The organism is Nocardioides sp. Z43_10 (assembly GCF_059766615.1).
Genome location: NZ_JCBAJY010000003.1, coordinates 227,414 through 239,572 on the forward strand (window position 1 = coordinate 227,414; position 12,159 = coordinate 239,572).

Annotated in this window: 10 protein-coding genes; 7 read left to right on the top strand and 3 right to left on the bottom strand. The window is 73.3% G+C overall.

Translation table 11 applies throughout. The features are described from left to right. Nucleotide 1: 1 nt before the first annotated feature. Nucleotides 2–3,556 (bottom strand): transcription-repair coupling factor, encoded by a 3,555-nt coding sequence (gene mfd, locus AC6EI4_RS07325; protein WP_498451056.1) that lies wholly within the window; start codon nt 3,554–3,556, stop codon nt 2–4. Between the two features lie 167 nt (nt 3,557–3,723). Between mfd and AC6EI4_RS07330 the strand changes: the two genes are divergently transcribed. Further along, nucleotides 3,724–4,581, top strand: a complete 858-nt coding sequence (locus AC6EI4_RS07330) for a hypothetical protein (protein WP_498451057.1) — start codon at nt 3,724–3,726, stop codon at nt 4,579–4,581. 9 nt (nt 4,582–4,590) lie between these two features. Here the strand turns inward: AC6EI4_RS07330 and AC6EI4_RS07335 are convergent, their stop codons facing one another. Continuing rightward, entirely contained in the window at nt 4,591–5,016 is a 426-nt protein-coding gene (locus AC6EI4_RS07335; RefSeq protein ID WP_498421250.1) for a VOC family protein, read from the bottom strand. A 167-nt stretch (nt 5,017–5,183) separates the two neighbouring features. Here AC6EI4_RS07335 and AC6EI4_RS07340 point away from each other — a divergent pair, with 167 nt between their 5' ends. Further along, on the top strand, nt 5,184–5,633 hold the full coding sequence (locus AC6EI4_RS07340; RefSeq protein ID WP_498421249.1) for an FAD synthase family protein: 450 nt from the start codon (nt 5,184–5,186) through the stop codon (nt 5,631–5,633). A gap of 38 nt (nt 5,634–5,671) precedes the next feature. Here the strand turns inward: AC6EI4_RS07340 and AC6EI4_RS07345 are convergent, their stop codons facing one another. Next, complete coding sequence (locus AC6EI4_RS07345) at nt 5,672–6,856, bottom strand: glycosyltransferase family 4 protein (protein WP_498421248.1); 1,185 nt, start codon at nt 6,854–6,856, stop codon at nt 5,672–5,674. A gap of 148 nt (nt 6,857–7,004) precedes the next feature. Here AC6EI4_RS07345 and AC6EI4_RS07350 point away from each other — a divergent pair, with 148 nt between their 5' ends. Genes AC6EI4_RS07350 through AC6EI4_RS07370 form a run of 5 tightly spaced genes read left to right on the top strand, consistent with a single transcriptional unit; the run spans nt 7,005 to nt 12,159 of the window. Next, a complete protein-coding gene (locus AC6EI4_RS07350) occupies nt 7,005–7,763 on the top strand; it encodes a CDP-alcohol phosphatidyltransferase family protein (RefSeq protein ID WP_498451058.1) in 759 nt (252 codons plus the stop codon). Nucleotides 7,764–7,773: 10 nt separating this feature from the next. Continuing rightward, complete coding sequence (locus AC6EI4_RS07355) at nt 7,774–8,940, top strand: DUF1972 domain-containing protein (protein ID WP_498451059.1); 1,167 nt, start codon at nt 7,774–7,776, stop codon at nt 8,938–8,940. Then, on the top strand, nt 8,937–10,223 hold the full coding sequence (locus AC6EI4_RS07360; RefSeq protein ID WP_498451060.1) for a polysaccharide biosynthesis protein: 1,287 nt from the start codon (nt 8,937–8,939) through the stop codon (nt 10,221–10,223). The genes AC6EI4_RS07355 and AC6EI4_RS07360 overlap by 4 nt, the downstream gene beginning before the upstream one ends. Next, on the top strand, nt 10,220–11,464 hold the full coding sequence (locus tag AC6EI4_RS07365; protein WP_498451061.1) for a hypothetical protein: 1,245 nt from the start codon (nt 10,220–10,222) through the stop codon (nt 11,462–11,464). Before AC6EI4_RS07360 ends, AC6EI4_RS07365 begins: the two co-directional genes overlap by 4 nt. Further along, the gene (locus AC6EI4_RS07370; RefSeq protein WP_498451062.1) at nt 11,461–12,159 is read left to right on the top strand and encodes an arsenate reductase/protein-tyrosine-phosphatase family protein; all 699 of its coding nucleotides are present in this window, start codon (nt 11,461–11,463) and stop codon (nt 12,157–12,159) included. Before AC6EI4_RS07365 ends, AC6EI4_RS07370 begins: the two co-directional genes overlap by 4 nt.

The window sequence follows — 12,159 nt, forward strand, 5'->3', positions numbered from 1 at the left end:
CTCAGCTCTGGGGGTCGATCACCGTGTCGATGACCTGCCGCGCCCATTCAAGCAAAGCCACGCCCGTGATCGGCTTCCCCCCTACCACCGCGGTCTGCGGGCGGGGCACCAGGATGGTCTGCAGCTGGGGCTTGACGATGCTCTTGGGGTGCAGGCGCTGGAGCCGTACGACGCGCGAGTCGGGCAGCTCGACGGGCGCGAAGCGGACGTTCTTGCCCGCGATCGTGACCTCGCCGACGCCGGCGCGGCGGGCCCGGGCCCGGAACCGCGCGACGAGCAGCAGCGAGGCGACCTCCTGCGGCGGCTCGCCGTAGCGGTCGACCATCTCGTCGCGCAGCACGTCGACGTCCTCGTCGCTGCGGACCTCGGCGAGGCGCTTGTACATCTCCAGGCGCAGCCGCTCCGAGGAGATGTAGCCGTGCGGCAGGTGCGCGTCGATCGGCAGCTCGATGCGGACCTCGCCCAGCCCCTCGTCCTCCTTGGTGCCCTTGAAGTCGTTGACCGCCTCCCCCACCAGTCGCACGTAGAGGTCGAAGCCGACGTCGGCGATGTGGCCCGACTGCTCGCCGCCGAGCAGGTTGCCGGCCCCGCGGATCTCGAGGTCCTTCATCGCGATCGCCATACCGCCGCCGAGGTCGGAGTGCTGGGCCAGCGTCGCCAGCCGCTCGTGGGCGGTCTCGGTGAGCGGCTTCTCGCTGGGGTAGAGGAAGTAGGCGTAGGCGCGCTCGCGGCTGCGCCCGACCCGGCCGCGCAGCTGGTGCAGCTGGGAGAGGCCCAGGGTGTCGGCGCGCTCGATCAGCATCGTGTTGGCGTTGGAGACGTCGATGCCGGACTCCACGATCGTGGTGCAGACCAGCACGTCGAAGCGCTTCTCCCAGAAGTCGAGCATCACCTGCTCGAGCTGCTGCTCGCTCATCTGCCCGTGCGCGGTGGCCACCCGGGCCTCGGGGACCAGCTCGCGGATGTGCGCGGCGGCCTTGTCGATGGAGTTGACCCGGTTGTGGATGTAGAAGACCTGGCCCTCGCGCAGCAGCTCGCGGCGCACCGCGGCGACGACCTGACGGTCCTCGTAGGCGCCGACGTAGGTGAGCACCGGGTGGCGCTCCTCGGGCGGGGTCGCGATCGTGGACATCTCCCGGATGCCGGTGATCGCCATCTCCAGGGTGCGCGGGATCGGCGTCGCGGACATCGCGAGCACGTCGACGGAGGTGCGCAGCCGCTTCATCTGCTCCTTGTGCTCGACACCGAAGCGCTGCTCCTCGTCGACGATGATCAGCCCGAGGTCCTTGATCCGCACGTCGGCGCCGAGCAGGCGGTGGGTGCCGATCGCGATGTCGACGGTGCCCTCGGCCAGGCCGGCCAGCACCTCGCGCGCCTCCTTGTCGCTCTGGAAGCGCGAGAGCGCCTTGATGTTGACCGGGAAGCCGCTCATCCGCTCGGTGAACGTGGACAGGTGCTGGTTGACCAGCAGCGTGGTGGGCACCAGCACCACCACCTGCTTGCCGTCCTGGACCGCCTTGAAGGCCGCGCGCACCGCGATCTCGGTCTTGCCGTAGCCGACGTCGCCGCAGACCAGCCGGTCCATCGGGACCTGCCGCATCATGTCGGCCTTGACCTCGTCGACGGTGCTCAGCTGGTCGGGGGTCTCGTTGAAGGGGAAGGCGTCCTCGAGCTCGCGCTGCCACGGGGTGTCGGGGCCGAACGCGTGGCCCCGGGTGGCCTGGCGCGCCGCGTAGAGCTTGATCAGCTCGGCCGCGATCTCGCGCACCGCCTTGCGGGCCCGGTTCTTGCGCTTGGACCAGTCGGCGCCGCCGAGCCGGTCCAGGCTGGGCTGCTCGCCGCCGACGTAGCGGGTGACCTGGTCCAGCGCGTCGGCGGGCACGTAGAGCCGGTCGGGGGCGGCGCCGCGCTTCGCCGCGCCGTACTCCAGCACCAGGTACTCGCGCGTCGCGCCGCCCACCTCACGCTGCTTCATCTCCACGAAGCGGCCCACGCCGTGCTGCTCGTGCACCACGTAGTCGCCGGCCTTGAGCTCGAGCGGGTCGATCTGCTTCTTGCGGCGCGCGGGCATCTTGCGCATGTCGCGGGTGGAGGCCTTCTGCCCGGAGATGTCCTCGCCGGTGACGACCGCGATCCGGTTCACGTCGTCGACGAACCCGCTCACCAGCGCCGCGCACGTCACCGTCACCACGTCGGTGTCGGGGACCGCGTCCAGGCTGTCCACCAGCCGCGCCGCGATGTCGTGCTCGCCGAGGATCTGCACGGTCCGCTCGGCGGGACCGTGGCCGGGGTGCACCACCACCGTGCGGTAGCCCTTCTTGAGCCACTCCCGCAGGTCGTTGACGACGTGCTCCACGTCCCCGCGGTAGGCGTCGGCGGGGCGGGCCGGCAGCGCCCGGCTCTCGACCGCGCCCACGATCACGTCGACGTCGGGCACCGCGTCGGCGGCGTCGGTGTCGAGGCCGAACGGGCTCATCGTCCACCACGGCGTCCCGCGGTCCAGGGTGTGCTCGCGGACGTCGGAGAGCGTGCGGTACGACGCAGCGCCCAGGTCGATCGGAGCGGTCCCGCCGCTGGCCGCCGCGGCCCAGCTGGCGCCGAGGAACTCCTCGCTGGTCGCGACCAGGTCGTGGGCCCGGCTGCGGGCACGCTCGGGGTCGAGGACCAGCACGTGGGAGTCCGGGGGCAGCAGGTCCACGAGAAGCTCCATCTCGTCGACGAGCACCGGGGCCAGCGACTCCATCCCCTCCACCGCGATGCCCGCGGCGATCTTGTCGGTGAGCTCCACCAGCTGCGGGTGGGCGCGGCCCAGCTCGGCCGCGCGGCGTCGTACCTCGTCGGTGAGCAGGAGCTCGCGGCACGGCGGCGCCCAGAGCCGCTCGGCCTTCTCCAGGGTGCGCTGGTCGGCGACCGAGAAGGCGCGGATCTCCTCGACGTCGTCGCCCCAGAACTCCACGCGCAGCGGGTGCTCCTCGGTCGGCGGGAAGACGTCGACGATCCCGCCGCGCACCGCGAACTCGCCGCGCTTCTCCACCAGGTCGACGCGGGAGTAGGCGGCGTCGGCCAGCCGCCGCACCACGTCCTCGAGCGGGGCCGTCATCCCCTCGGTGAGCTCGACCGGCTCCAGCTCCCCCAGGCCCCGGACCTGCGGCTGCAGCACGCTGCGCACCGGCGCGACGACCACCTTGAGCGGGCCGTTCGACGGGTCCTCGCCCGGGTGCACCAGCCGGCGCAGCACCGCCAGCCGACGCCCGACGGTGTCGCTGCGCGGGCTCAGCCGCTCGTGCGGCAGCGTCTCCCAGCTCGGGTAGTAGGCGACCTCGCGCGGGTCGATCAGGCAGCCCAGCGACTCGACCAGCTCCTCGGCCTCCCGGGTGGTCGCGGTGACCGCGAGCACCGTCCGGCCGGTGTCGACGACCCCCTTGACGACGAACGGGCGCAGCGACGCCGGGCCGGTCAGGTCGAGCGACGCGACGCCCTCCTCGCGGACGCTGGAGAGCGCCGAGGCGAGGGTCGGGTCGGCGAGGACGGCGGTGGCCAGACCGGCAAGGGTCACGAGAGCTCCCAGGAGTGCGCATCACGAGCGCCCCCCGGCCAGGTGTGCCAGGGGGTGTGGAACCAGTCTAGGTCGGCCCGGCGCCACCGCCCGGAGGCCGTCACCCGACTTGGGTATCCGCCGTGCACGGCCCGGGTGAGCCCCCGGCGCCGCCCTAGGTTCCCGCCATGTCCCCGCGGCACGCTGTCGAGATCACGGCCCTGGTCCTGGCGACCTGGCTCGGTGCGAGCGTCCCGGCCGGGCTCGCGCAGGGCACGGCGGCCCGACCGGACGGCGAGGCGCGAGCCGCCGCCGGCCGGGCGGTGGTGGATCGCCACCTGAGGGACCCGCGGATCATGGAGTCCAGCGGGCTGGCGCGCAGCACCTTCGCGCGCCCGCTGCTGTTCACCCACAACGACAACGACGGGACGCCGGTGCTCTTCGCGGTGGGCCGCTCCGGGTCCACCCGCGCCGTGCTGCGGCTGAGGGGCGCTCGTCCGGTGGACTGGGAGGACGTCTCCACCGGGCCCGGGCACACGCTGTGGATCGGCGACATCGGCGACAACGACTTCGATCGGCGCCGGATCTGGGTCTACCGGATCACCGAGACGCGCGGACTGCGCCCGAGCAGGGTGCGCTGGACGCGCTTCCCCCTGGTCTATCCCGACGGACCGCACGACGCGGAGGCGCTGGCGGTCCATCCGCGCACCGGCCGCGTGTTCGTGGTCTCCAAGCAGCAACGGCGCGGCGCGGTCTACCGGGCACCGCGCAGGCTGTCGCGCTCGGAGCCCAACGTGCTGCGCCGGGTGTCCGCGGCACCCGCGTCCATCACCGCGGCGGCGTTCAGCCCGAACGGGCGGCGCCTGGTGATGACCGACTACGACACGGCCTACCTCAAGCGCACCGCGGCCGGCCCGATCACGCGGCGCTTCGCGCTCCCCCATGTCCCCCAGGGCGAGTCGATCGAGTTCACGCGCAACGGCCGTGCGCTGCTGCGCGGCAGCGAGGGTCCGAACAGTCCGGTGCTGCGGGTCCGGCTGCGCTGAGCCGGGGGCTCACGCCTCCTGGGTCGCCTCGGCGATCTCGGCGCCCTCGGCGATCTCGGCGGGTGAGCGCAGGATGCAGAACTCGTTGCCCTCGGGGTCGGCGAGCACCACCCAGCCGGTGCCCGGGCCGTGGATGCCGCGCATGTCCGCGACCTGGTCGGCACCGAGTGCGAGCAGCCGGACCACCTCGTCGTCGCGGGTGCCGTGCCGCGGGCGCAGGTCGAGGTGCAGGCGGTTCTTGACCGCCTTCGGCTCGGGCACCTCGATGAACCACAGCGCGTGGCCGGACTCCGGGTCGCGGATCGCGCACTCCTCGTGGCCGGGCAGATTGGGGTCCCCCTCGTCGTCGGCGTACCCCAACACCGGCTTCCACCACTCGGAGAGCTCGTAGGCGTTGGCGCAGTCGAAGGTGGTGTGCGACACGAAGGAGGTCATCGCGCCACTGTGCCCTCCCCGCGGCCCCGGCGCCACTCCTCCCCACTACCGGGTAACTTGCCCCGCCCCGCCCGTGCGCCCCCTCCCCGGCGTTCGACGATCTGGTCCGCGGGAGGTGCGCCCCCGCGTCGTCGAGCAGCACCGTCGAGAAGTACAGGGGACCGTGGATGAGCAAGATCGTTGGCTACGCACCGGGGGCGTACGACCTCTTCCATGTCGGGCACCTCAACGTGCTGCGGCACGCGCGCAGCATGTGCGACCACCTGATCGCCGGAGTGGTCTCCGACGAGCTGTGCGCGCAGGTGAAGGGGGTGCGCCCGGTCGTCTCGCTCGCGGAGCGGCTGGAGATCGTCAGCCACATCGACGTGGTCGACGAGGTGCACGCCGAGACCCTCGCGAGCAAGGTCGAGACCTGGCGGCTGCTGCGCTTCGACCGCATCTTCAAGGGCGACGACTGGCGCGGCACCCCCAAGGGTGACCGCCTGGAGCGAGACTTCGCCGGGGTCGGCGTCGAGGTCGTCTACTTCCCCTACACCGTGCACACCTCGAGCACCCGGCTGCGCCGGGCCCTCGAGCTGCTCGAGGGCGAGCTGCGCCCGGCCAGCGCACAGAACTAGCGGCACGGAACTAGCCGCACAGCGCTAGCCGCACGGAGCTAGCGCAGGTCGGTCAGGGTCACCCGGGTCGAGGCCCGGTCGCCGGACAGGCCGGAGACGACCTGGTGGATCTCGCTGCGGTAGCGCTCCGCCCCGAACCGGGCGACCGCCCGCTCCCGTCCCGCCGCGGCGATGCCGACGGCCTGCGCGGGATCGTCGAGCAGCCGGGTCACCGCCGCCGCCATCGCCGGCGCGTCCAGGGTGGGCACGAGCAGTCCGGAGACCCCGTCCTCGATGGTCTCGAGGTGGCCCTGGACGGCCGTGGCCACCACCGGCCGCAGCGCGCCCTGGGCCTCCACCGTGGCGTTGCCGAACGACTCCCCCAGCGACGGCGCCAGCACGACGTGTGCACGCTCCAGCGCCGGCCACACCGGCGAGACGTAGCCGGAGAAGGTCACCGACCCGCGCAGGTCCGGCTGGGCCGCGCGAGCGCGCAGACCCGCGACGTAGTCCCCCGTGCCGGGCGCGGCCGTCCCACACAGCTCGAGCTCGACGTCGCGCCCCTGCCGGCGCAGCAGTCCCGCCGCCTCCAGCGCCACGTGCGGAGCCTTGCGCGGCGACAGACGACCCAGCACGAGCAGCCTCGGCGAGGGCGAGGCCTGGGTGGGCCCCGGGCACGCCCGCGGCAGCGCGACGCCGTTGTAGACGAGCCGGGCGCGCCGCCCCAGGACCGGGTCCACCCCGCTCAGCACGGTCCGCGTCGACTCGCTGTTGACCACCAGCAGGTCCGCCATCCGCAGCGGTGCCGCCAGCAGCTGGCGGACCACCCGGGCGTCCTTCGCCTCCGCCTCGTGCAGGTGGCACAGCGAAGGCACTCCCGCGCTGCGCGCGGCTGCCAGCCACCAGGGCACGGTGATCGTGTTGACGTAGACCAGGATCGCGCTCTCGCGGTGCACCAGCTCGCGCAGCGACCGGACGACCCCCCAGGCGCGTCGCGCCATCTGCGCGAGGCCGGCGGGGGTGGCCTCGGCGCGACGCAGCACCGGGAAGCCGAGCACCCGGACCTCGGCGCCCAGCTCCTCCAGCCTCGCCACCAGCGGCCCGGCATCGGGCACCGCCACCACCACGCGCCAGCCGTGGGCGCGGAGGCCGGCGACGCTCTCGAGCATCTGCAGGTCGGAGCCGTAGAGGTCCGCGGTCGGGTTCGCGACCAGGACGGTGGGGCCGGGAGACGGTGCGTTCACGCTCCCGACGCTAGGGACGGAGGCCGCGGCCGAGGCCCCGGCGGTCAGAGGACCCCCAAATTTGTCTACTTCCCCCCGAGGCCGGCGTCGGGCCTCGCGGCTCGGCCTACGTTCCACCGCAACGCCGTTGGCTGGAGCAGGGGGATCGATGGGTGACACGACGCTGGCCGAGCCGGTCCGGCTGGGCTACCGCGACCACCTGGGCGCGCTGGAGAGGGCGCAGAAGCCCGCGCGGGGAACCGCGGCGTACTCCCGGCACCTGAACCGGCCCGCCGGTCGCCGCGTCGCCGCGTCAGCCCACCTCATCGGCATGTCGCCGAACCAGGCCACCGCCCTCAGCGCCGTGCTGAGCGCGAGCGCCCTGCTGCTGCTCGCGGCGGGGCCGGCCTCGGTGTGGGTGGGCTTCACGGTCGCTGTGCTGCTCGCCGGGGGCTACGTGATGGACTCCGTCGACGGACAGCTGGCGCGGCTGCGCGGAGGGGGCTCGGTCGCCGGCGAGTGGCTCGACCACACCGTCGACTGCGCCAAGACCAGCGCCCTGCACCTGGCGGTGCTGGTGGCCTGGTACCGCCACCCACCGGTGGAGGACGACGCGGCGCTGCTCGTCCCGATCGCCTTCGAGGTGGTCGACATCGTCTGCTTCTTCGGCATCATCATGCTCCCGTTCCTGCGGGCGCGGTACGTGTCCGCCGAGCGCCCCAAGCACGCCGCCGAGAGCGTCGAGAGCCCCTGGCGTCGCTGGCTGATCCTGCCCAGCGACTACGGCGTCTTCTGCTGGATGTTCGTCCTCCTCGGCTGGCCGACGCTGTTCCTGTCCGCCTACACCCTGCTCTTCGCCCTCAACGCCGTCCTGCTCGCTCTCGCCCTGCGCAAGTGGTGGCGCGAGCTGAACGCACTCACCGCCTGAGGAGGCGCACATGCGAATCGCGATGCTGGGGACCCGGGGCGTGCCGGCCAGGTACGGCGGCTTCGAGACGGCCATCGAGGAGATCGGCCAGCGACTGGCCGCGCAGGGCCACGACGTCACGGTCTACTGCCGGGGCGCCGACGAGCCGGTGCCCGAGTACCTCGGGATGCGGCTGGTGCACCTGCCCGCGCTGCGCGGTCGTGCCCTGGAGACCCTGAGCCACACCGCGCTCTCGCTGCTGCACCTGCTCGTCTCGCCCCGCCAGGACACAGCGATCGTGTTCAACGCGGCCAACGCGCCGCTGCTGCCGATCCTGCGCCTGCGCCGGGTGCCGACGGCCGTGCACGTCGACGGCCTGGAGTGGAAGCGCGCCAAGTGGGGCCCCACCGGGCGGCTGTACTACCGGCTGGCGGAGGCGTTCGCCGTGCGTTGGGGCGACGCGCTCATCGCCGACGCCCAGGGCATCGCGGACTACTACCGCCGCGAGTTCGGCGCCGGCACCGAGCTGCTCACCTACGGCGCCCCCATCCAGTCCGAGCCCGGCGCGACCCGGCTCTCCCGGCTGGGGCTGTCCCCGGGCGGCTACCACCTCGTGGTCGCCCGCTTCGAGCCGGAGAACCACGTGGCCGAGATCGTCGCAGGCTTCCGCGACTCCGGGGCCCGGCTGCCCCTGGTGGTGGTGGGCTCGGCGCCGTACGCGGACCGCTACACCGCGCACGTGCGCGAGCGCGCCGGGGACGACCCCCGGATCCGGCTGGTCGGCGCCGTCTGGGACCAGGACGAGCTCGACGAGCTCTACGCCAACGCCGTCACCTACCTGCACGGCCACTCGGTGGGCGGCACCAACCCGTCGCTGCTGCGGGCGATGGGCGCCGGCGCCGCCGTCGTCGCCTACGACGTGGACTTCAACCGGGAGGTGCTCGGCGAGGACGGGTTGTTCTTCGCCGTGCCGGCCGACGTCGCCGAGCTGCTGGAGAAGGCCGAGACCGTGCCCGACGAGCTGGCCGCCCGCGGTGCCCGGCTGCGTGCTCGCGCCGCCGAGCGCTACCGGTGGTCGAGCGTCGCCGAGGGCTACGAGGGGCTCCTGGTCCGGCTGCGGCGGGGACACTCGAGTCGCCGGCGTGTCTCGGGGCGTCGTACCGGCCGGGGCCGCAGCGGGCGGAGCGCCCCCTCGTGACCCACTCCGCGGTCGCGCTCGGGCGGCGGCTGCCCCGGCCGGTCGCTGCGCTGGCCGCGCAGGTGACCCTGGCGGGCAGCAGCCTCGCCCTGCAGCTGCTCGCGGCGCGCGAGCTCGGTGCCGCCGGGCTCGGCCAGTACGCCCTGCTGTTCGGTGCGACCGTGATGTTCACCGCGCTGTCCACCGGGCTCGTCGGGGACAGCCTGACCGTCCTGGACCGCGACGATCCGGCGGTGCGCGCCGCCCTGGTGCGGATCGCCGCCCTCACCGTCGCGGCGGCCACCGTCACCGGCGGCACCGTCGTCGTGCTCGGGACCGGGTTGCCCGCCGCGGCGGCTCTCGCGTTCGCGGGCGCCACCGCGGCCTTCATGGTGGCCGACCTGCTGCGCCGGCTGCTGATGGCGGACCTGCGCTTCGGGTGTCTGGTCCTGGTCGACGGCACCGGGCTGCTGGTCAGCCTCGCGGTGCTGGCCGGGGCCGCGTACGTCGCCTCGCTGAGCCTGGCGGCCTTCCTGACAGCACTGATGCTGGGCCAGCTGAGCGCCTGTCTGGTGGCCGGCCTGCTCCTGCCCCGCCGCGAGCGCGCCCTCGGGCACGGCCCGCCCGCCTGGCGGGCCGTGCTCGGCTTCGGCGTGTGGCGGGCCACCCAGCAGTTCGTGCGCCCGACGGCGCTCAACGCGGCCCGGTGGCTGGTGCTGCTCGCCGCCGGCCAGGCGGCGGTGGGCGAGCTGGAGGCGGCCCGGGTGTTCGTGGCGCCGGCCCTGCTGCTGGTGCAGGGCATCGGCTCCTACCTGTTCTCCTCCTACGCCGCCGACCGGGACCGACCGCTCGACGCGTTGCTGGGCCGGGCCGACCGGGCCGCCGCGGTGATGCTGGTCGCCGCCACCCTCTGCGGGCTGGCGGCCGTCGCCGCCAGTGGCGTGCTCGGCCCGCTGCTGACCGGTGGCCGGTTCCCCCTCGAGGTGCCTGCGGTGCTGGGCTGGACGGCGTACGCCGCGTCCTGTGCCGCGGTCCTGCCCTACGGCAGTCTCGCCGCGGTGCGAGGCCAGCAGGCGCAGGTGCTGCTGGTCCGGGTGATCGATTCGTGCCTCTCGCTGCTCCTGGTCGCCGCGCTGCTGTTGGCGGTAGGCACGCCCGCCTGGTCGATGCCCTGGTTGCTGTGCGTCGGCTCGTTCGTCGGCGGGTGGTGGTGTCGCCGCCTGCTGACCGGGCTCGTCGAGGAGTCCCGGGCCGACTCGAGCTCCACGGCCGGCGCTTCCGGGCTGGCGGGTGCGCCGCGATGACCTCCACCCTCGACTCCCCGCCCGACGTCGGGGCGAGCCGCGAGCGCGACCTGCGCCTGGCGGCGTCCCTCGCCCCGCTGGGCCGGTCGCCGTTCCGGCTGCTGCTGATCTTCCTGCTCCTGCTGCTCTCCACCGTCGCCTGGCGCAAGGGCACCTACTACTCCGGCGGCATGGACGGCGTGGTGGTGATGAAGGCGGCGCTGAACGTCGTCGCCATCATCCTGGCCTTCACCGCGCCCCGGCGCGGGACGCCCTGGGACCGGTTCCCCGTGGGGCCGCTGCCCTGGCTCGGCGCCTACCTCCTGATCACCGGCCTGGGCGCCGTGCTGGACGGCAACGGCCTGGCCACCGGCGTCCTGATCGCGCGCAGCTTCCTGATCATCGCGACGCTCGTGCTCGTCTTCTCCCGCTATCTCAGCGTGCAGGTGCTGAGCACGCTGATGACGGCCATGCTGCTGCTGGCGGGCTTCACCTCCGTCACCGGCATCGGCTCGCTGGCCAGCGAGGGCCGCCTCTACGGAGGGATCCCACCGGTCAACGCCAACGAGATCGCGCTGCTGGTCAGCATCCCGTTCCTGTGCCTGGTCTGGCGTTGCATCGTGGGAGTGGCCAACTCGCGCGACGTCGCTGCGCTGCCGATCCTGCTCGCGGTCGTCTGGGCCACCGGGACCCGCACCGGGCTGGCGGCGCTCCTGCTGGCGACCGTCCTGCTCGTGCTGCTGGCCGCGCGCCTCCCGGCCTACGTCTTCTCCCTCGGTGTGCTGGCCGTCCCCACGGGCCTGGCGATCGCCGTCTACACGCCGGTGCTCAGCCAGTACCTCACCCGTGGCGACACCAGCAGCATGCTGACGCTGAACTCGCGGACCATCGCGTGGCGCGCGGCTCTGGACTACCCCGACACCGCGGCGCAGGAGATGCTCGGCGTCGGGCTGTCGGTGAAGAAGATCCCCGTCTCGGCCATGTACCGCAACGAGCAGATCCTCGACAGCACCTGGGTCTCGGCCCTGGTGCAGGCCGGCTGGCTGGGCACCGCGGTGCTGGTGCTGCTCGTGCTGATCACCCTGGCCAAGGCCGCCACCACCCAGGCGCCCTGGCGGTCCCTGGGCGTGGTGACGCTGGTGCTGCTGGTGCTCGTCAGCGTGCTGGAGAGCGGGCTGTTCGACGCCTCCGCCGCCTTCATCACCTTCTTGTGCTTCGCCTTTGCAGTGCAGGTACCCGCCGACGAGGGAGCCCCCCGATGACCTTCACCGTGATGATCGTGTGCTCGGCCAACGTCTGTCGTTCGCCGCTCACCGCTGTCCTGCTGGACAGGGCTCTGCGCGGCCATCTCGTGCGCCACCACCTCCAGATCCGGACGTGCGGCCTCGATGCGATCCCCGGGGACCTGGCGTGCGCCGAGATCGCACGCCTGCTCGATCGGGCCCACGAGACCCGGCACGGGCTCTCCGAGCACCGCGCGACGCTGGCCACCCCGGCAGCCTTGGCGGGTGCCGATCTCACCCTCACCGCCGATCGGCACGCGCGCGCAGGGGTGGTCCGGATGTTCCCCCAGTCACACTCGCGCGTCTTCACGGTCCGTGAGGCCGGGCAGCTCGCCGCGCAGCTGCACGGCGAGCTTCCTCGGCTCCCCTCAGGCGAGCCCACCGCGCTGTCTCAGGCCCTCCCCGAGGGCGTCGAGCGCCGACTGCGCGAGTTCGTCGTACAGCTCGATGCCCAGCGCGGCCTCGGCGACCAGGTCCGCACCGAGCGTCAGCTGACGCTCTCCGCGCCGTGGCGGCCCCTGGAGATCCAGGGGCATGACGTGCCCGATGCGCATCTCGATCACCGAGTCCGGCACCGTCTGGTGCTCCGGCTCGCCCAGCCCCCGGTCACTCAGTTCGCCGAGACGATGGCGGCGTTCACGGCCCTCGCCCAGCAGCCCGGACCGCGCCCCTGA